Annotated in this window: 21 protein-coding genes; 4 read left to right on the top strand and 17 right to left on the bottom strand. The window is 61.1% G+C overall.

The genetic code is table 11. The annotated features are described in order from the left end of the window. Nucleotides 1-20 precede the first annotated feature (20 nt). The 6 genes from D3P04_RS11205 to D3P04_RS11180 form a co-directional block, all read right to left on the bottom strand. The gene (locus D3P04_RS11205) at nt 21-734 is read right to left on the bottom strand and encodes an ATP12 family chaperone protein (RefSeq protein ID WP_119748872.1); all 714 of its coding nucleotides are present in this window, start codon (nt 732-734) and stop codon (nt 21-23) included. Then, a complete protein-coding gene (locus D3P04_RS11200; protein WP_119748870.1) occupies nt 731-1,387 on the bottom strand; it encodes an HAD-IA family hydrolase in 657 nt (218 codons plus the stop codon). The genes D3P04_RS11205 and D3P04_RS11200 overlap by 4 nt, the downstream gene beginning before the upstream one ends. Beyond that, nucleotides 1,384-2,433: an RluA family pseudouridine synthase gene (locus D3P04_RS11195; RefSeq protein ID WP_119748868.1), complete on the bottom strand. Its 1,050-nt coding sequence runs from the start codon at nt 2,431-2,433 to the stop codon at nt 1,384-1,386. The genes D3P04_RS11200 and D3P04_RS11195 overlap by 4 nt, the downstream gene beginning before the upstream one ends. Beyond that, nucleotides 2,430-2,804, bottom strand: coding sequence for a fluoride efflux transporter CrcB (gene crcB / locus D3P04_RS11190; protein WP_119748867.1), 375 nt, complete (start codon nt 2,802-2,804; stop codon nt 2,430-2,432). The genes D3P04_RS11195 and crcB overlap by 4 nt, the downstream gene beginning before the upstream one ends. A gap of 195 nt (nt 2,805-2,999) precedes the next feature. Continuing rightward, a complete protein-coding gene (locus tag D3P04_RS11185) occupies nt 3,000-3,146 on the bottom strand; it encodes an entericidin A/B family lipoprotein (protein WP_232844977.1) in 147 nt (48 codons plus the stop codon). 222 nt (nt 3,147-3,368) lie between these two features. Further along, nucleotides 3,369-4,685: a replication-associated recombination protein A gene (locus D3P04_RS11180; protein WP_119748865.1), complete on the bottom strand. Its 1,317-nt coding sequence runs from the start codon at nt 4,683-4,685 to the stop codon at nt 3,369-3,371. Nucleotides 4,686-4,940: 255 nt separating this feature from the next. Between D3P04_RS11180 and D3P04_RS11175 the strand changes: the two genes are divergently transcribed. Next, nucleotides 4,941-5,870, top strand: a complete 930-nt coding sequence (locus tag D3P04_RS11175) for an aminotransferase class IV (RefSeq protein WP_119748863.1) — start codon at nt 4,941-4,943, stop codon at nt 5,868-5,870. Between the two features lie 144 nt (nt 5,871-6,014). On the opposite strand, the gene D3P04_RS11170 is transcribed toward D3P04_RS11175, so the two are convergent. Beyond that, nucleotides 6,015-7,241 (bottom strand): dihydrolipoamide acetyltransferase family protein, encoded by a 1,227-nt coding sequence (locus tag D3P04_RS11170; protein WP_119748861.1) that lies wholly within the window; start codon nt 7,239-7,241, stop codon nt 6,015-6,017. Nucleotides 7,242-7,244: 3 nt separating this feature from the next. After that, on the bottom strand, nt 7,245-9,323 hold the full coding sequence (locus D3P04_RS11165; RefSeq protein ID WP_220475313.1) for a transketolase C-terminal domain-containing protein: 2,079 nt from the start codon (nt 9,321-9,323) through the stop codon (nt 7,245-7,247). 173 nt (nt 9,324-9,496) lie between these two features. Between D3P04_RS11165 and D3P04_RS11160 the strand changes: the two genes are divergently transcribed. Then, nucleotides 9,497-9,967, top strand: a complete 471-nt coding sequence (locus D3P04_RS11160) for an Lrp/AsnC family transcriptional regulator (RefSeq protein ID WP_119749205.1) — start codon at nt 9,497-9,499, stop codon at nt 9,965-9,967. Between the two features lie 47 nt (nt 9,968-10,014). Here D3P04_RS11160 and D3P04_RS11155 read toward each other — a convergent pair whose 3' ends face one another. The 7 genes from D3P04_RS11155 to queF form a co-directional block, all read right to left on the bottom strand. Beyond that, nucleotides 10,015-10,938: a 2-hydroxyacid dehydrogenase gene (locus tag D3P04_RS11155; protein ID WP_119748859.1), complete on the bottom strand. Its 924-nt coding sequence runs from the start codon at nt 10,936-10,938 to the stop codon at nt 10,015-10,017. Beyond that, entirely contained in the window at nt 10,935-11,669 is a 735-nt protein-coding gene (locus D3P04_RS11150; RefSeq protein WP_119749203.1) for an amino acid ABC transporter ATP-binding protein, read from the bottom strand. The genes D3P04_RS11155 and D3P04_RS11150 overlap by 4 nt, the downstream gene beginning before the upstream one ends. A gap of 49 nt (nt 11,670-11,718) precedes the next feature. Beyond that, nucleotides 11,719-12,516: a transporter substrate-binding domain-containing protein gene (locus tag D3P04_RS11145; protein ID WP_119748857.1), complete on the bottom strand. Its 798-nt coding sequence runs from the start codon at nt 12,514-12,516 to the stop codon at nt 11,719-11,721. Nucleotides 12,517-12,538: 22 nt separating this feature from the next. After that, entirely contained in the window at nt 12,539-13,195 is a 657-nt protein-coding gene (locus D3P04_RS11140) for an amino acid ABC transporter permease (RefSeq protein ID WP_119748855.1), read from the bottom strand. A gap of 1 nt (nt 13,196) precedes the next feature. Further along, entirely contained in the window at nt 13,197-13,865 is a 669-nt protein-coding gene (locus D3P04_RS11135; RefSeq protein ID WP_119748853.1) for an amino acid ABC transporter permease, read from the bottom strand. Between the two features lie 65 nt (nt 13,866-13,930). After that, on the bottom strand, nt 13,931-14,944 hold the full coding sequence (locus D3P04_RS11130; protein ID WP_119749201.1) for a LacI family DNA-binding transcriptional regulator: 1,014 nt from the start codon (nt 14,942-14,944) through the stop codon (nt 13,931-13,933). Nucleotides 14,945-15,082: 138 nt separating this feature from the next. Then, nucleotides 15,083-15,544: a preQ(1) synthase gene (queF, locus tag D3P04_RS11125; RefSeq protein ID WP_119748851.1), complete on the bottom strand. Its 462-nt coding sequence runs from the start codon at nt 15,542-15,544 to the stop codon at nt 15,083-15,085. Nucleotides 15,545-15,660: 116 nt separating this feature from the next. Here queF and D3P04_RS11120 point away from each other — a divergent pair, with 116 nt between their 5' ends. Next, nucleotides 15,661-16,878, top strand: coding sequence for an FAD-dependent oxidoreductase (locus tag D3P04_RS11120; RefSeq protein ID WP_119748849.1), 1,218 nt, complete (start codon nt 15,661-15,663; stop codon nt 16,876-16,878). Continuing rightward, nucleotides 16,875-17,276, top strand: a complete 402-nt coding sequence (locus tag D3P04_RS11115) for a group III truncated hemoglobin (protein WP_119748847.1) — start codon at nt 16,875-16,877, stop codon at nt 17,274-17,276. The genes D3P04_RS11120 and D3P04_RS11115 overlap by 4 nt, the downstream gene beginning before the upstream one ends. A gap of 79 nt (nt 17,277-17,355) precedes the next feature. Here the strand turns inward: D3P04_RS11115 and D3P04_RS11110 are convergent, their stop codons facing one another. Together D3P04_RS11110 and D3P04_RS11105 are read right to left on the bottom strand one after the other, a co-directional pair. Next, on the bottom strand, nt 17,356-17,805 hold the full coding sequence (locus tag D3P04_RS11110; RefSeq protein ID WP_119748845.1) for a DNA polymerase III subunit chi: 450 nt from the start codon (nt 17,803-17,805) through the stop codon (nt 17,356-17,358). A gap of 7 nt (nt 17,806-17,812) precedes the next feature. Beyond that, complete coding sequence (locus D3P04_RS11105; RefSeq protein ID WP_119748843.1) at nt 17,813-19,294, bottom strand: leucyl aminopeptidase; 1,482 nt, start codon at nt 19,292-19,294, stop codon at nt 17,813-17,815. Nucleotides 19,295-19,359 lie beyond the last annotated feature (65 nt).

Raw genomic sequence — 19,359 nt, 5'->3', positions numbered from 1 at the left:
GTGGGGCCGGTTTCCGACCGTCAGCCGTTTTGCGAAAGCCCATGGAAACGTTCCGCTGAAATCATGGCAACCAGACGGTTTTCGGCAGCTGTCATCGCCTCTTCGTCACGCCCCCAGATCCCGGCCTGATAATCTTCGTCGATACGTGAAAGACGATGCGCCTCCGTGGCGGTCAAGCGGCCCCGAACCACCGCAAGTCCAAGAATTAGTGAGCCGGGCAAGGTCACAAGGTCATGCAATGCTGTCATGGCAAAACTGTCCAATGTCCCGACCTCGGACCGCAGCCTTGCAATCGACTCGTCGGGCTGGGCAATCGGAACGACGCCTTTGGTCAGGTTCAACGGCGCGTTCAGGCTGGTCGCCGCCCAATCGATCAGCGGATCCCATCCTTCCGACTGCATCGCTGCCAGTTCCCTGGGCTGCTCTGCGCGATAACACAGCAGATCCGTCACGCCATAATCGGCAAGCATGGCCGCGACATCCGAAAATTGCGGAGCAACCTTCTCGATGGCCGAATTTGCCGCGCGGGTCAGAGGCATGGAGTTCGGATCGATCACCTCGCTTTGGGCGTCCCATTCGTCCGCAATCGCAGCGGCGAGGGCCCGGGTCGGCAAGATCAGCGCATGTTTGCCCGGCGTTCTGACCGGACGGCCATCCAGCGCGACTTCCCAACCGCCATCGGCATCCCGCGCTTCGGCCTGTTTCCAGAACCGCCTTGCCTTCCACTCGCTCATACCGCCCAATCCTCGATCGCGGCGCTGAGGGCGGAAAAGTCCTGCACCACTTGCGCCGCACCGGCATTTTGCAGTGCCTCAACCGGATGATAACCCCATGCGACGCCGATGGCGGGTATGCCGGCAGCGACAGCCATCTCGATATCGTAGGTCGTATCGCCGATCATGACCGCGCGTTCTGACTCGACCCCGGCTTCGGACATGGCCCGGTGCAGCATCGACGGGTGCGGTTTGGAAGGATGATCATCCGCCGTTTGCAGCGAAAAGAACCGTCCGTGCAGGCCATATGTGTCCAGCATAGGCAGCAATCCCCGCCGCCCCTTGCCGGTCGCGATGGCCAGAAGCAGATCGTCGCGGGCCGACAGGGCCTCGATACATTCAAGCGCCCCCGGATAAAGCGGCGCGAATTCCTTGATCCGGGCTGCCGTGAACGCGTCCTTGTAGGCCTCGACCAGAAGCCCATGGACAGAGGTATCGGCATGCGGAGCAAGCCGCGCCATGGCGACCGGCAGCGACAGGCCAACCGTGGTCAGCACCTGCTCTTTCGGCAGAACAGGCAGGCCCACGGCCTCAAAAGCCGCTGTCATGCCCAGATGGATCACCTGCTGGCTATCCACCAGCGTTCCGTCCACATCGAAGATGACCAGCCTCATTCGTCCTCCGCAAAAGGATCCGCCGGCACGTCATTTTCATGCCAGCCAAGAGTGTCCCATGTCCGGCGCATGTGATCGGGCAAGGGTGCCGTGAGGGTGACGCGCCGCTTGGTAATGGGGTGGTCGAAAGACAGGCTGCGCGCATGCAGATGCAGCTTGCGGCTGATCTCCCCACCAAGTTGCGCGCCCCAGCCATCGCCCAGATTTTCCTGTCCCGAGCCGCCATATTTCCCGTCACCGACAATCGGATGCCCCAGTTCGGCCATATGCGCCCGCAACTGATGAGTACGGCCGGTAATCGGCACCAGAGCGCACCAGCTTGCCCGCGTTCCAAGCGCGTCCAGCACAGCATAATCGGTTGTCGCACGCTTGGCGCCTTCGGTCGCGGGGATATCGCGGGGATGCACGGCGATCATCTTCTCGCCCTCGCCCCCGCGCCCATGGCCACCCGCCTTGACCAGCCCGTAACGGACCGTCCCCATCCGCGGAACCGGGACACCGGCGACCGCCGCCCAGTAAATCTTGCGCGTGCTGCGCAACCGGAATGCTTCGGACAAGGCGCGGGCGATCCGGTCGGTCCGGGCCAGCAGAAGGATGCCCGAAGTATCCTTGTCCAGCCGATGCACCAGCTTGGGCCGGTCCTTGTAGCCGAACATCAGAGTCCCGGTCAGCCCATCCACATGGCGATTGCCCTGCCCGCTTCCGCCCTGTGACGGCAAGCCCGGAGGCTTGTTCAGGGCGATGATATGCTCGTCCTTCCACAACACCGCCTGCTGGATCATCTTCTGATCAGTATCGGGGATCCGGGCGGCTGCCGGTCTGTCGGTCATCGGCTTGCCGTCGGGCAAGGGCGGCACGCGTACCTCCTGCCCGGTCTCGATCCGGGTCGAGGCCTTGACCCGTCCACCATCCACGCGCAATTGCCCGGTGCGGCACATCTTCTCGACCGCGCCCTGTGTCAGTTGTGCGAAACGCTTCTTCAGCCAGCGGTCGAGGCGCTGCCCACCCTCTTCCCGGTCCACACGGATCAATTGAACGCCGCTCATGTGATTATTCCCCGCCCCACAGCCAGACCGGCAATGACAGCTATCAGTGACAGCAGAACCGAGGCCACGACATAGATCGCCGCTCCCGGCACCTGGCCCCTTTCCCACAGCGTCAACGCATCCAGCGAAAAGGCGGAAAAGGTGGTGAAGCCTCCCAGAACGCCGGTCAGCAGAAAAGGCGCATAGGCATTGCCCCATCTATGCGCCATGCCAGCGGCAAGCAGACCCATCACGAAACTGCCCAGAACATTGACGGCGGCGGTTGCAACGGGAAAACCCGGCCCATGCCAGATCAGAGCACGATAAACGGCATAGCGCGCCGTCGCGCCAATCGCTCCGCCAAGGGCAACCTGAAGAAAGGGGTTCATCATGCGCTGGTAGTGGGTCCGGATGCAGGTAAAGTCAACCGGTCAGAACCGCAATTCCAAGGCCAGGCTGCCTGGAATTTCCCATGCCCAGCCTGCACGACCTCATCCGGATCAAGATGAAACAACCGGCACCCTTACAGGAACCGGTTGCGGTTTTGCGCCATCCCAATACAGGCAAAAGCCCGTCAGATCGGGAAGTTACATCCCGTATTGAGCGTCGGCGCTTTCCTGTTGAACCATCTGACCGGCGGTTTGCATGTCTCGCCCCGCACCCTGTACGGTTTCGCAAGCCGATACAGCCATTACAGCCAGAAGCAGTACCGTTCCGAGCATTTTATTTTGCATCTGTCTATCCTTGTCCTTCATATGAATTTCAACGTGACATTCCGAAATAGGTTCCGGCGAACCGGTTGAGTCCCTAGCGAGGTTTCGTGTCTACATAAACTTGTATGCAGATTTTTCCGACCGCAAGATCAACCGGATAGCGGTAAGCGAAATATCGCTGTCCTCTTCGGAACCCGGCAAGTTCGAGCAGTTGGGAGATTATGCTGCCGACTCTTCCATGCCTCACCCCCCGCGCTTGAGCCGCCGGGAAACGAACCAGTCCAGCCGCTTCTTCAACTCGCGCTCGAAGCCACGCTCGACGGGAGTATACAGAACCGGGCGCTTCATGCCCTCGGGGAAATAATCCTGCCCCGAGAAACCATCCTCGGCATCGTGATCATAGGCATAGCCTGCACCATAGCCCTGATCCTTCATCATCTGGGTGGGCGCGTTCAGGATATGGGCGGGCGGCATCAGGCTGCCGGTGTGTTTCGCCTCGGCCCGCGCCCCTTTATAGGCCACGTAACCGGCGTTCGATTTGGGCGACAGCGCCAGATAGATCACCGCTTGCGCCAAAGCCAGCTCGCCCTCGGGGCTGCCCAATCGCTCATACATCGCCCAGGCATCCAGGCAATGCCGCGACGCGGCCGGATCTGCCAGACCGATATCCTCGATCGCCATCCGGGTGATGCGGCGGGCAAGATAACGGGGATCCTCGCCCCCTTCCAGCATCCGGGCGAACCAGTAAAGCGCGGCATCCGGATCCGATCCCCGCACCGACTTATGCAATGCCGAGATCAGGTTGTAATGCTCGTCCCCGGATTTGTCATATTTGGCCGCCCGCCGCATCAGCCGCTGTGCCATCGCCTGCACATCCAGTGGCTGATCGGTTTTCCACGCCGCGACCTGTTCGATCAGGTTCAGCACCGCGCGCCCGTCGCCGTCCGCCATCTCCAACAGCGCTTCCCGCGCCTCGGCGGTCAGCGGCAGTTTGCGGCCCAGTTCTTTTTCAGCCCGTTGCGCGAGCCGTTCAAGATCGGCAAGGTTCAGCCGTTCCAGCACGATCACCTGCGCACGCGACATCACCGCGGCGTTCAACTCGAAAGATGGGTTCTCGGTCGTGGCGCCGACCAGAAGGATGGTGCCATCCTCCATATGCGGCAGGAAACTGTCCTGCTGCGCCTTGTTGAAACGGTGAATTTCATCAACGAAAAGCAGCGTCCCCCGCCCCGTTCCGCGCCGCAGTTTCGCGGCTTCGAACACCTTGCGCAGTTCCGGCACCCCCGAGAAAATCGCACTGATCTGCACGAAGCTTCTATCGGTCTCGTCGGCAAGCAACCGCGCGATGGTCGTCTTGCCCACACCCGGAGGTCCCCACAGGATCAGCGACGACAGGCTTCCCGCCGCCAGCATCGAGCCCAAAGGGCCATCCGGGCCAAGCACCTTGTCCTGCCCGATCACCTCATCCAGCCGTGTCGGGCGGATGCGGTCGGCAAGCGGACTCAGCGCCGGATCGGGCGGTGGATTGGCGGCAGAGGGTGTGTCGAAAAGATCGGCCATGATACCGCCATTCTAAGCCATCGCGCATCAACGTAAATACGCGGTCTCGATCCTTTTGCGAGCCTGTCAATCCGCCCCGTTCCGAAGTAACCGCGTTCTGCTGCGCCGGACATTACCCTGCCATGGCGGCGAACCGCCCGTTCGCTGCCGGGCCTTCGCTGGCCGTCTTCTGCCCTCGACATGGCCAGTAGAGAGGGTTTTACTGGCCCTGACGCGCGGCAGCGCTTTCCATCGAAACTCAGGACAGGCCGGTCAATGAATACGAACAGTCATAGCCACTCTACCCATGAAGCGGCGGAAGACATCCGCAATCGCGATATCAGGATCTATGTAAACGGCGACATCGTGCATCGGGACGAGGCAAAGGTTTCGGTCTACGACTCGGGCTTTATGCTGGGCGACGGGATGTGGGAAGGGATGCGTCTTTATAACGGAAAATGGGCCTTTTTCGACGAGCATATGGATCGTTTCTTCAACTCGTGCAAAGCGGTGTCGCTGGATGTCGGCATGACGAAAGACGAGATTCTCGACGCCCTGAACCGAACCGCCGAGGCGAATGGAATGACAACGGATGTCCATTGCCGGCTGATGTGTACGCGCGGCGTGAAGGACAAACCGTTCCAGCATCCGGGTCTCAGCCGCTCGGGGCCGACAATCGTCATGATCCTCGAACATTCGAAACCGGTAGAAAGTCTTCAGACCAAAGGGATCCGGCTGGCCACCGTACCACAGGTGCGCGGCTTGCCGACAAGTCAGGATCCGAAGTTCAACAGTCATTCGAAGCTCAACTGCATCATCGCCTGCCTGCAAGCCGAAGCGGCGGGCGCGGAAGAGGCGTTGATGCTTGATCCGCATGGGTTCGTGAATACCACAAATGCCTGCAATTTCTTCATCGTGCGCCGGGGCGAGATTTGGACCTCGACCGGGGATTACTGCATGAACGGAGTAACCCGGGCAAAGGTCATCGCGCTTTGCCAGGCAGAGGGTATCCCCGTCTTCCAGAAGAATTTCTCGCTTTACGAGGCTTACGGCGCGGATGAAGCCTTCCTGACAGGAAGTTTCGGAGCACAGACGCCGGTGGCCTCGATCGACGGTAAGCCCATTGGCACTGGCGACAGGCCGATGACACGGCGGATCAGGGAGCTTTACGCGGAACTGGTACGGGAAAATACGGGCGGGGCTTGAAACCCCGCATCCGAAGCCCGTCATCAGGGCGGGCCACATCCGACTCCGCGGGATGGCGGTACGCCTGCTGATAGCCGGGATATCTGGGTGAAGAAGAAGGGCGAGGCGTGTTTACCGATCAGGACGATCGCAGCGATAGCCGTTTCAGGGTTTCCAGCTTTCCAGTGCCGCAACGAATGCTGACAGCCAGCTATTCGTCTGGTGGCCATCCAGCACGCGATGGTCAATGGTCAGCGAGACATAGGCCATAGGCCGGATCTGGATCGAGTCACTGCCGTCCACCTGCCGCACAACCACACGCTTTTCCAGCTTGCCGACCCCAAGGATCGCCGATTGCGGCTGATTGATGATGATCGGGGCTGCCAAAAGCGAACCGGACACGCCATGATTGGAAATGGTAAAGGTGCCGCCGGACATGTCGGCGGCAGTCAGTTTCCCATCACGGGCACGCGTAGTCAGATCTTGAATCCGCGCTGCGATCCCTTTCAGCGACAGGTTCTGGGCCTGACGGATCACCGGCACGACCAGCCCCTTGTCCCCAAGCGCCGTACCGATACCGATATTCACATCGCCGAAAATCTCCAGCCCGTTATCGTGCCATCGACTGTTGACCGCAGGGACCTTCATCATGGCCGCGACACAGGCGTGAACGATATAGGCAGTGTAACTCAGGGGAATCCCTTCGGTTTCCAGCGCCTTTCGATGGGCGTCGCGATGCGCCATCAACGGACCGAAATCGGCTTCGAAAACAGCGGTGACCTGCGGGGCCGTCGTAACCGAGTGCAACATGTTCCCGGCAATGCGCAGGCGCATGCGGTCATGAGGCACGAAGGTCGAACCTCCGGAAGCGCCCTCTGCCGCTATGCCGGTATGGGCCGAGACACAGCCCGGAGCCGGTTCATGCCGGATATCTGCCCTGGCAGCGGCATGGCGGACATCCTCGCGGGTCAGGCGGCCATGCCTGCCGGTCCCCGTCAGCTTCGCCGGATCCAGACCGGTCTCGGCAAGGGCTTTGCGGACTGCGGGCGAATGACGGGTTTCGCGGGTCACGCAAGCAGCGGGAGACGGTTCCGGGACAGAGCTATCCCGGGCGGTCCTTGCCGGAATTTTCATCTTGGCGCCACCGGTATCGGATTTGGCGACAGTTTCGATCCGGGCCAGAATCCCGCCGGGCTTCGCCTCGCTTCCCGGCGCCAGCAGGATCTCCCGAAGGATGCCGGCGACAGGCGCAGGGATTTCCACCGTCACCTTATCCGTCTCGAGCTCGACCAGCGGGTCGCCCTCTGACACCCGCTGGCCGGGCTTCACGTACCAGTCCAGAACCTTGGCCTGCGTTCCCTCCTGCTCGAGCGGGACAATCACGTCATGCATGGCTCAGAACCCTTTCAACGCGTCGATCTTCGCGGCAATCGACGCGACAGAGGGCACGACATGTTCCAGCAGCACCGGATTATGGGGCGAGGGAATGTCGGGCATCGTCAGCCGTGCAACCGGCGCGTCAAGATCAAGAAAGGCTTCATCGGCAACCCGGGCTGCGATCTCGGCTCCGAAACCGGCGGTCTGCAAATCCTCATGCACGATCAAGCAGCGGCCCGTACGGCGAACCGAATCCAGCACCAGTTCGCTATCCCATGGCATCAGGGTGCGCAGATCGATCACTTCCGCATCCCGTCCCTCTGCCGCCTCTTCGCAGCGGGGAACCATGGCTCCCCATGTCACCACGGTCAAAGCCTTGCCCGGGCGGGTGATCTTCGCCTTTCCAAAGGGCAGGGCAAAGGCATCGCCGGGCCAGGGCCGGCGCGCCCAGGGCAAATCCAGCATCGCGCGATGTTCGAAGAAGATCACCGGATCATTACCGCGGAGGGCGGTTCGCAAAAGCCCCACGGCGTCCTCGGCATTCGAGGGGACCGCGAATTTCCAGCCGGGATTGTGAACAAAGGCAACCTCGTTCGTCTGGCTGTGCCACGGATCGCCGCATTTGAAAAAGCCGCCGGCCATGCGCAACACCATCGGCGCGGCGAAACGGTTGGCGCTGCGCCAGCGCATCGTGCCGCAATCATTGATCTGTTCGGTGGCAGGTTCGGCATATTTGCGGAACTGGATTTCCGGCACCGGCATCAATCCGGCCACCGCCATGCCGACAGCGCGGCCCACGATCCCCTCCTCGGACAGGCTGGTATCGAAAACCCGGTTCTCGCCGAATTTCTCCTGCAAACCAAGCGTCACGGCATGCACACCGCCTTTCGGTCCGATATCCTCGCCGAACAGGACGACACGCTCATTCAGAATCATCTCCTGCTCCAGCGTGCGGCGGATCGCCGTGACCATGTTCAGCCGCGCGCCCTGCGGATCGGGATCGGCGCAGGCCTTGGGCGGGATATAACCGTGATTGTGCAGCCCACCCATCCGCTGCATCTCGCCCTCGAAAAAGACATGTTGCGTGACGGTCTTGGGTTCCGGGATATCGCGGGCTTCCGCCGCTTCCCGCGCGGCCTCGGCACGAGCATCTGCCGCCTCGGTCACGCGGGTCCATTCCGAGGCATCGAGACGGTCAGGCACCAGATATGATTTCAGTTTGTCCCAGGGGTCGCGGGCACGTTCGGCTGCGATCACCGCGTCCGATTTATAGGTCTGCGTGTCCTGATAGCTGTGACCCTGCAAGCGCGGAACAGTCAGACGCAGCAGGGCGGGTGCGCGGGAAATCCGCACATGGGCGACGGCCTCGGCCGTCAGGCGCGCGGCCTCTTCGGGTTCGGTTCCATCGCCTGAAAAAATCGTCAGTCCCGACCACGAGGCAAGATTGGCGGCGATATCACCGCCAGGCGAATTGAAGCCGGACGGCACAGAGATCCCATAGCCGTTATCCTCGATATAAAACAGCATCGGCAATTTCCGGGTGGTCGCGATCATCAGGGCCGACCAGAAACCATTGGTCGCGACCGACCCGTCCCCACCCAAGGCAACCGCGATGGAATTCCCGTGATCCGCCGAGCCCATCTGCCGGGCATGATAATCCAGCGCCTGCGCCCATCCCGCCGTCGGCGTGAATTGCGCACCGACACCCCCGCACATCGGCAGCGCGGTCGCGCCGTCCGGGTTGGGATGGTTGAAGACCACGCCGATATCGCGGCCATCGGAATAGCCGCCCGACCGGCCCATCGCCGCGGCAAGCGCCTCTACCGGGTCGACTTCCAGCGATAGCAGGATAGGCCGCGACCGGTAATAGCCGCAAATCGCGTCATGCCGCCCGGTCAATTGAAGGCCCAGCAAGATCTGCGCCATGTCGTGGCCACGGGCGGAAAACTGGTAGAGAACCTTTTTTGCCGGGACCAGATGTTCTTCCTCCATCCGGTCAAGGGCGCGGGACAGCGCCATTGTGGACAGAACGCGCGGCCAATCATGCCCGAATCCAGCCGCATTGCTCCGGGTTTTCTGGGGTATGTCGTGGATCATCGGCGGCCTCCGGTCATTGCCTTGCCGCGCCGACGCGTCCTAGTTGGCGCGAAACCGGGTACGGGCAGACAGTTTGCTGCCGTTAGAATACATCCCCTGCCCCGATATGACTTGACCAACGTTCTTTTCGGAATGCATAAATTTGAATGAAATTCATCGATAATGGCAAAGTTATGACCGAATATTTTCATCTTGATGATCTGGATCGGAAAATTCTGACCATCCTGCAGAAGGACGCCTCACTGGGAGCCAATACCCTGGCCGAGCGGGTGAATGCATCCGCAAGCTCCTGCTGGAGGCGTATCCGCGCCTTGGAGCAGGCAGGGGTTCTTGGCCCGCATGTGCGGCTTGTCGATCCGGTCGCGCTTGGTCGGACACTGGACGTGTTCTGCCATGTGCGGATGAAATCCCAGGGGCCTCGCGCCCGCGCCAGTTTTCAGCGGGCCATGGAAGCGGAACCGACTATCCTCGCGGCCTATTCCGTTTCAGGTGAATGGGATTACCTGCTGCATCTCATCGTCGAGGATATGCAGGATTACGAGCGGATCCTGATGGGACATGTGCTTGATCACGAAAGCGTGGCAGCGACCTCCAGCAATTTCGTGCTGCGGCGCGTCAAGCATACGACCGCTTTGCCGGTCTGAGTGATCGGCCTTCTGTGGCACAGTGCAGCCGAAGGCAGCTCCTTCGGTCAGCCGTTATTGTAAGGGGTCGGCAGGGGGCGGTCCGCGAAATAGGCCGCGACATTGTCCAGCACGAGTTGCGCCATTGCACGGCGTGCCTCGGTGGTGGCCGAAGCGATATGAGGGGCCAGCACGCAATTCGGCGCGTTCAGCAGAGCGTCGGGCACATCAGGTTCATCGTCGAACACATCCAGCCCGGCTCCGGCAATCCGTCCCGATTGCAGGGCATCGGCAAGCGCGGCGGAATCGACCACAGGCCCGCGGGCGACATTGACAACGATCCCCAAGGGCCCAAGCGCCGCCAGAACATCCGCATCGACCAGCCCACGCGTATCCTGCCCTCCGGCAGCGGTGACGAAAAGCAATTCGCAATCGCGCGCCAGGGCAAGCGGGTCAGGACGATAGGCATCGGGTGAATCGGATTTTTCGGAACGTGCCGTATACAATACCTCCATCCCCATGCCCCGCAGCAGATCGGCCAGCTTGCGGCCAATGCGCCCGTAACCAAGGATACCGGCACGACGCTCCAGCACAGACCCGCCCAGGGCGATCTTGCCGCCATCCGCCCATTCCCCCGCGCGGATGAAGCGGTCCCCTTCGGCAATGCGACGACCCGCCGCCAGCGCAAGGCCAAGCGCCATTTCAGCGACGGCCAGCGAGAGAACATCAGGGGTTGTGGTCACGGTAATATCGCGGCGGCGCGCCTCGTCCAGATCTATGGCGTCAACACCGACGCCATTCACCGCGATCAGCCGCAGGGCGGGCAGCGCCGCCATCTGTTCGGTTGACAACCCAAGCCCGCCATTCGTCAGCACGACCTCGATATCCGCCGCCTGGGCAATATCGTGAATGATATCGTAATCGGCAGCCATGCGATCCGCTATATCCTGCGGATGAATGGGCGTAAGGGCGAGAATGCGCGGTCGGTTCATGCGAGTTGTCCCAGAAAGTTCTTCAGGCGTTCGTTTTTCGGCGAGTTGAAGAATGCCTCGGGGGCATTCTCTTCTACGATCAATCCCTTATCCATGAAGATTACCCGATCGGCCACGGCACGGGCGAATTCCATCTCATGGGTGACGCAAATCATCGTCATACCCTCCTGTGCGAGATCGATCATCGTGTCCAGAACCTCTTTGACCATCTCGGGATCCAGAGCCGAGGTCGGTTCGTCGAACAGCATGATCCGGGGTTTCATGCACAAGGCGCGCGCAATCGCCACGCGCTGCTGCTGTCCACCCGAAAGCTGTGCGGGATATTTCTCGGCCTGCTCGGGAATCTTCACCCGTTCCAGATAGTGACGCGCCGTTGCCTCGGCCTCGGCGCGTGGAATTTTGCGGGTCTTCATCGGTGCAAGAGTACAGTTTTCCAGCACGGTCATGTGCGGAAACAGGTTGAAACTTTGAAAAACCATACCGACATCCTGCCGCACCTTGGCCACGTTGTCACCGCCGGCCGTCAGTTCGACCCCGTCGACCAGAATGGTGCCGGACCGGATCTCTTCCAGTTGATTTATGGTCCGGATCAGCGTCGATTTACCCGAGCCGGACGGGCCGCAAATGACGATCCGTTCGCCTCGCCCGACCGTCAGGTCGATATCGACCAATGCGTGAAAGTCACCGTAGAACTTGTTCACCGCACGCATGATGATGGCACTGTCTGTCATGATCCGTGTTCCCCTGAAAAGCGCCCGGCCCATGGCCGGACGCGTGTCGTCACTCGGCTTCCTTCACGAAATCGGGCAGCGGCTCACCCAGCCATTTCTCGTGAATTTCATCCAGTGTCCCGTCCTCACGTGCATCGCTGACGAAAGCATTAACCTTTTCCAGAAGCGCATCCGAGCCCGGCGCAACCGCAATCCCCTGCACCTGGCTGGACAGGTCGAATTTCTTGTCGAAGCGGTCACCGGTGCTGTCGGCGATCTGGGACATGACGACATTGGACGCGCCGATCAGCTTGACCTGCCCGGACATCAGGGCCTGCACCGCGCTGGCATCGTCGTCAAAGCGGCGGATATCGGTGCCATCCGGCGCGACCTCACTCACGCCGGTATCCTGCGTCGAGGCCCGCGCGACGGCGATCGACTGACCTTCCAGCCCGCTTGCATCGCCGATCTCAAGCGATGAGTCGCCGTAAACCGCGATGCTGATCCCCGCATAAGGGATCGAGAAGTCAACCTTCTGGGCGCGTTCTTCGGTGATCCCGAGCGACGCGACCAGCACATCGACCTGTCCGGACAGAAGATAGGGAATCCGGTTGGGGCCGGTTACCGGCACGATCTGCGCGGTCACGCCCAGATATTCGCCCAGCGCCTTGGCGACATCGGCATCATAGCCATCCGGATTGCCCGAGGTATCCAGAATGCCGAAAGGCGGGAAATCCACCAGCATGCCGATCTTAACGGCACCTGCGGATTCGATATCCTCGAGTTCGGCAGCAAGCGCCGGCGCAACGAGGCCGGTGGCGAATGCTCCGGCCGCGAGGGTTGTGAAGATACGGCGGTTCAGTTTCATGTTTCTTTCCTCCCAGATATTGTCAGCGTGTGATTGCCCGGCGCATGCGGGTTTCCATATGCCGTGCCAGAAGAGATAGCGGCCAGCACAGCGCGAAATACAGGATTGCGACCGTCCCGAAGACGAGGAAGGGCTTGAAGGTCGCGTTATTGACGATCTGCCCCGCCCGGGTCAGCTCGGTAAAGCCGATGATCGAAGCAAGCGATGTGCCCTTGATCAGCTGCACGAGGAAACCGACCGTCGGCGCAGTCGCAACCCGCATTGCCTGCGGCAGGATGACATGCTGCATCCGATCCCTGTAAGACAGGCTAAGCGCTTTGGCTGCCTCGGTCTGTCCCGAGGGAACCGCTTCGATGGCCCCACGCCAGATCTCGCCCAGATACGCACTCGCATGAAGCGTCAAAGCGACGGCGGCGGCCAGCAGCGGATCGATCGGCAGGCCCACGACGGACAGGCCGAAATAGACGAGAAACAACTGCATCAGCAGTGGCGTTCCCTGAAAGACCTGGATGAACCACGCGGCCAGGCGGCGCAAAAGGACGCTGTGCGAACTGCGCGACAGCGCGATCAGAAGCCCGCCGATGGCCCCTCCGAAGAAGGCGATGGCCGACAGGATCAGAGTCCAGCGCGCCGCGGTCACGATGAACAGGATATCTGCCGATGAAAATTCACGGATCATGTCAGCGCCCCGCCGGATAGGTGAAGAAGGCGCGCCGAATGGCCCCGAACAGGGTCGAGAAGCCAAAGGCCAGCAGGAAATAAAGGATCGTCAGGACAAGATAAATCTCGAAACTGGCGAAGGTTTTCGCATTCAGATCCGCCCCCGCCGAGGCCAGATCATTTGCCGAGATGACCGAAACGACGCTGGAGGTCAGCATGAGATAAATGAACTGGCTGGTCAGCGAAGGATAGATATTCCGCAACGCAGGCTTCAGAATCACGTATCGCAGGATCTGAACCGGGCTGAGGCTAAGCGCGCGGCCCGCCTCGATCTGGCCTCGCGGAATGGATTCGATTCCGGCGCGAATGATCTCGGTCCCGTAGGCGCCGACATTGATGACAAGCGCGACCAGCGCCGCAACGTTCGGCGACATGCTGATCCCGGCGGCAGGAAGGCCGAAAAAGATGAAAAAGATCTGCACGAGAAAAGGCGTGTTGCGAATCACCTCGACATAGATATCGACCAGCCAGCGCAGCGGACGAATGCCAGAGGTCTTTGCAACCGCTCCGAACACCGAAACGATCAGCCCCAGACACATTGCCATGAAGGACAGCTTCACCGTCAACCATGCGCCATGAAGCAGCAGGTCGAGGTTTTCGAAAACGGGCTGGAAGTTGAACTGATACATCTGCCCTCCCCTGCGGATGTTGCGTTCTTACGGATTTAGAACGATCTAAATAATAAGTCAACACGTCAACTGACGCTTAAATTGCTGCTTTCCCGGATCATCAGGCTTGGAGCGACAACCGAGCGTTCGACCGGCGCATCGGGGGATTGAAGACGACGGGCCAGCAGCCGGGCGGCAGCCGCGCCAATCCGTTCGGGACACATCGCAACGCTTGTCATCGGCGGAAAGGTAAGCTCTGCCAGAGGCAGATCATCCAGACCCACGACCGCGATATCCCGTCCGGGTTCGCGCCCGGCGCGGCGCAGACCAAGCATCAGCCCGGCAGCCAGAACATCGTTGAAGCACAGGACCGCCGATGGTGTGCCCTGCAGCGCCAGTACCTTCGCCGCCGATTGGGCGGCGCCTTCCCAACTCAGTTCCGCCTCGACGATACCGGCATTCTGCGCTTTGGTGCCGGCAATCGCGCGGCTGAACCCTTCCAGCCTCTCTACCCGGGCCGAGGTCCGGGCGGATACCGACAGGAAGGCAATCTGCCGATGACCATGCTCGACCAGATGCCCGACCGCAAGCTGTACGCCTTTGATGTAATCCGCCCCGGCGTAATCGGTAGCATTGTCACCGACCTCGCGCAGCGATTGCACCAAAGGCAAACCCCATTGCCGCATCCGCAAGGGAAGCTGGGGATCCGTGCCCTCGGCGGGGCAAAGGATGACACCATCAACCCCGTGCCCGCGGAAACGTTGAAGGATTTGCGACTGCCGGGTCAGATCGTCATCGCTATTGGCAAGCAAGACGACACGGTCATCCTCGCTCATCATCTGCTCGACGCCGGACAGAAACTCGGTAAAGAAGGAATTGACCAGATTGGGAACGATGACACCGATGGTCCGGCTGCTGTTATTGCGCAGACGCGCAGCTCCGATATCGTGAACATAATCCAGATCCACCAGCACCTGCTCGACCTTTTGCCGGGTGTGATCGGCAACCAGCGGCGATTTACGAACAACCAGCGAAACGGTGGCCCGCGATACGCCCGCGACTTGGGCAACCTCGCCCAATGTGACTTTTCTCTGTTTCATGACCATCCGCCGATGCTTGCGAGATCGCAGGTTTAAATCGTTCTAAATCCCTGTCACCGCACCGTCAAAGGATTTGATGCAGGCGGGCGGGCTGTTCAGCGGAATTATCGCCCGTAACGCCGGATGCGATCGATCCCGTCAGCCTCTGCCACGATAGCCGGGCACATCTTGCGCAGGCAGCCACAATCCCTGTGGCATTTCACCCGTCTGCCAGAACACATCGATCGGCATCCCGCCGCGCGGATACCAATAGCCACCGATCCTCAGCCATTGTGGCGACAGGGTGGCGACCAGCCGTTTTCCGATCCCCACGGTGCAATCCTCATGGAATGCGCCATGATTGCGAAAACTGCCCAGATACAGCTTCAGGGACTTGGATTCGACCAGCCATTCGCCCGGCACGTAATCGATCACCAGATGCGCGAAATCGGGCTGGCCGGTGATCGGACACAGGCTGGTGAATTCGGGCTGGGTAAAGCGAACCGTGTAAAGCTCGTTCGGCCGCGGGTTAGGCACACGCTCCAGAACCGCGGCCTCCGGGTTTTCGGGAAGCGCCGTCCTTGCGCCAAGTTGGGTCAGTTTGTCGGTATAATGGCTCATTCATGCTCCTGTTTTGACCGGGTGGGCTGCGACCGGAAGGATTCGATAACAGCTCTTGCCGCGTTGCGTCAATCAATCAGCTTGCAACCCCGCGCGGGTCGGGCCACCAAGGCATCATGAAACTGAGAATTGCCATCATCGGAGCAGGAATAGGCGGGCTTGCCGCCGCCGCATTGCTGACGCGCGACAGACATCACGTCACGATATTCGAGCGTTTCGAAGCGCCCCGCCCGATCGGTTCGGGGCTGGTCATACAACCGGTCGGGCTGAGCGTTCTCGATGATATGGAGCTGGGTCCAGAAGCGCGACGGTTATCTTCTCCGATCAACCGCATGCTGGGGCATGACGCGCGGGCCGGCAGGCTGGCGCTGGATGTATCCTACCCTCCGGATCATCCGGGACGCGCCTTCCATCGCGCCAGCCTGTTTCACATGCTGTGGCAACTTGTGGAAAGCTTCGATATCGACCTGATCACCTCGGCCACGGTCGCCGAAGCTGCGCCGGACGGAGATAAACGCCGCGTGATCTTGCAGGACGGGCGCAATTACGGCCCCTTCGATCTGGTCATTGATGCGGCCGGCGCAGGATCGGCGATTTCGCCACTGCGCGCTCGACCCTTGGGCTATGGGGCGTTATGGGGCACTGTGCCCTGGCCCGACGCGCATGATCTGCCCATGGACCAGTTGCGGCAATGCTATCACGGCTCACGCCGCATGGCCGGAATCCTGCCGGTCGGCTGCCTGCCGGGAAGCAAGGCATCTGTCGCGACGATTTTCTGGTCCCTTCCTGCCAACGAAATTCCGGGCTGGCACGACCGGCCGCTGGATAGCTGGCGTAGGGAGGTGATCGGGTTATGGCCCGGAATCGAGCCGTTCATCGCCGCGATAACCCGGCACGACCAGATGGTTCCCGCCATATACAGCCATGGCACCCTTGCCCGTCCCTTCGCTCCGGCACTGGCACATATCGGAGATGCCGCCCACCGCGCCAGCCCGCAACTGGGACAAGGGGCGAATATGGCTTTGCTGGACGCGCTTGCGCTTTGCGCCGCCCTGCGAAGCTTGCCAGTCGAGGACGCTTTGCCGGCCTATGCCGCCATGCGCCGGTGGCATGTGCGGATCTATCAGGGAATGAGCGCGCTCTTTACGCCGATGTATCAATCCAGGATGAACGCCCTGTCACATCTGCGCGACCATATTCTTGCGCCGGTGTCGCGATGGCCCGGAATCAGACATGTCCTGACCCGGCTGGTTGCGGGTACGCTTGTTCCGCCCCTGGCGGGGGAATCCCTGCCCGCCTTACCGATCGGCATCAAGACAAGGCAAAGCCCATGATCCCGCCGCGTTTCGATCTGACCGAAGAGCAACTCGAACAGGTGATACGGGTGTTCTACGCCGCAATCCGCCGGCACGAGGTTCTGGGGCCGGTCTTCGCGCGCCATGTCACGAACTGGCCCGCTCATGAAGCGAAGATCGCCGGATTCTGGAAGAACGCAATCCTGCATCAACCGGGTTATGACGGAAATCCGATGCAGGTCCACATGGCTGCGGGTGACGTCCGTCCCGAACATTTCGCGTTGTGGCTGGCACTTTTCGACGAAACGCTGGATCGCCTTTTGCCAGCGGCAACCGCCAGAGCCTGGTCCGCTTTGGCACATCGGATCGGTAATGGAATGCGCATGGGGGTAGAGGACATACGGCGCAAACAGGACCGCCCCCCTGTGCTGCGATAAATAGTGCTGCGATAAATCCGCAATCCCGCACCGTTGGACAGGCCGGGCCGCCGCCATTTCCGGCCGGTACCGAAACAGGTTATCGCTTGCGCTCCCAGCGGCCGGATTCTTCGGACCAGTATTCTGCGGTGACGCCCGCGCCGGTCAATGTTTTCCATTGATCACGGGCATACGCGACGGCCCCCGCATCACCACCGTCGAAAATGATGCAGGCGCGTTCAAGCCGGCCGCATTCCGCGCTGTCCACCTCGGCTCCGTCAAGAACCATCAGGCAGGCCGGATCATTGCCAGCCGCCTGCCCCGGCACCGTCAGCAGCACAGGCTGCCGCGCATCATGAGCCCCCCCTGCGAGTCCATGCGGCAGAAACCCCTCACGCTGCCAAAGCTGACGGTCCAGCCAGTCCATCCGGCCCGGATCGGTTCCGCGCAACTCGACCCGCCAGCCTGCCGCAAGCGATTTGCCGATCAGAACCGGCAGTAGCGCCTCGGCGGGCGAGCGGGTCAGGTGATAGAACAGCACATTGCCCATCGGGCGATCACTTGCCCTCGAACTTGTCGCGCACCAGACGGTCAAGCGTCATGACACCCCAACCGCTTGCACCTTTCGGGGCCAGATCAGGGGCCTTCTCGGGCAGCGCAACACCGGCGATGTCGATATGCGCCCAGGGCTGATCCTTGCGAATGAATCTTTGCAGGAACTGCGCCGCCGTGATCGATCCCGCCGAACGGCCACCCGAATTTTTGATATCGGCCAGTCGCGACTTGATCAGGCTGTCATATCCCGGCCCAAGCGGCAGCCTCCACGCGCCCTCGCCTTCCGCACCCGCGGCGGCAAGCAGATTGGCAGCCAGCTTGTCATCATTCGAGAACACTCCGGCATTGTCATGCCCCAGCGCGATGATTACGGCACCGGTCAATGTCGCAAGATCGATCACCGCCTTCGGCTCGAAGCGGGTCTGCGCGTACCAGAGCACATCCGCCAGCACGAGGCGGCCTTCGGCATCGGTATTGACGATCTCGATCGTGTCGCCCTTCATCGATTTGACGATATCACCCGGGCGCTGTGCGCGACCATCGGGCATGTTCTCGACCAGACCGACCAGTCCGACGACATTTGCCCGCGCCTGACGCAGTGCCAGAGTGCGCATGACGCCTGCCACGACACCCGCGCCACCCATATCCATCGTCATGCTTTCCATACCCGCAGCAGGCTTGATCGAGATCCCGCCCGTGTCGAACACAACCCCTTTGCCCACAAGCGCCAACGGAGCCTCGTCACCGCCGCCATTCCAGCGCATGACGACCACTTTCGAAGGGCTTTCACTGCCCTGCCCCACAGCAAGAAGCGCGCGCATCCCCAGCTTCGAGAGTTCGTCCTCTTCCAGCACTTCGACCGTCAGGCCGATCTCTTCCATCGCTTTGAGCCGGTCGGCGAAATCGCTTGTGGTCAGCACATTCGCCGGTTCGTTCACCAGATCGCGGGTGAAGAATACTCCTTCGGCGACCGCCGCGCCGTCTTTCACCGATTTTGCCAGCGCCTCGGGTTCCTTGACCATGAAGGTCACCCGCGCTTTATCGGATTCGGATTCTGTATCGTCCGCATCCGGTTTGCTTTGATAAACCGAGAAATCATATCCCCTCAGCGCAATTCCAAGCGCGATTTCATTCGCCTGCCGATGAGCACCCGCGACAACCAGCGTATGCACAGTACCCAGTTTCGCGCCAATTGCAGCGCCTGCCTTCCGCGCCTCAGCGGCCGAGGCACGGGCAGGCAGGGCGATGAGTTGCAGGGCATCCGCGGCCATTCCGGCTGGAAATGCAAGCTCGATCGACGCGCCCGGCTTGAGCGCCTTTCCGGCCTTGGAATCAAGCGCCCGCCGCGCCGCAGCGCTTGCCGCACGTGGCAGACCGGCAGGCAACCGCCCACCCGGCGCAACGATCACGGCCACCCGGCCCTTGTGTCCGGCAAGCTTATCAGCGGCGATCTGGGAAAACGAAATCTCGACGGGGTGTGTCATGCATCCTCCTGAAACGGTTGGCCATCCGGCCCGAACGACTCCGGCAACATCGGCGAATTCCATCC

It is taken from the genome of Paracoccus onubensis (genome assembly GCF_003591515.1).
In the GTDB taxonomy this organism is placed as follows: Bacteria; Pseudomonadota; Alphaproteobacteria; order Rhodobacterales; family Rhodobacteraceae; genus Paracoccus; species Paracoccus onubensis.
The sequence above is the reverse complement of the archived record's forward strand: the minus strand, read 5'-3'. Positions and strand labels throughout refer to the sequence as shown.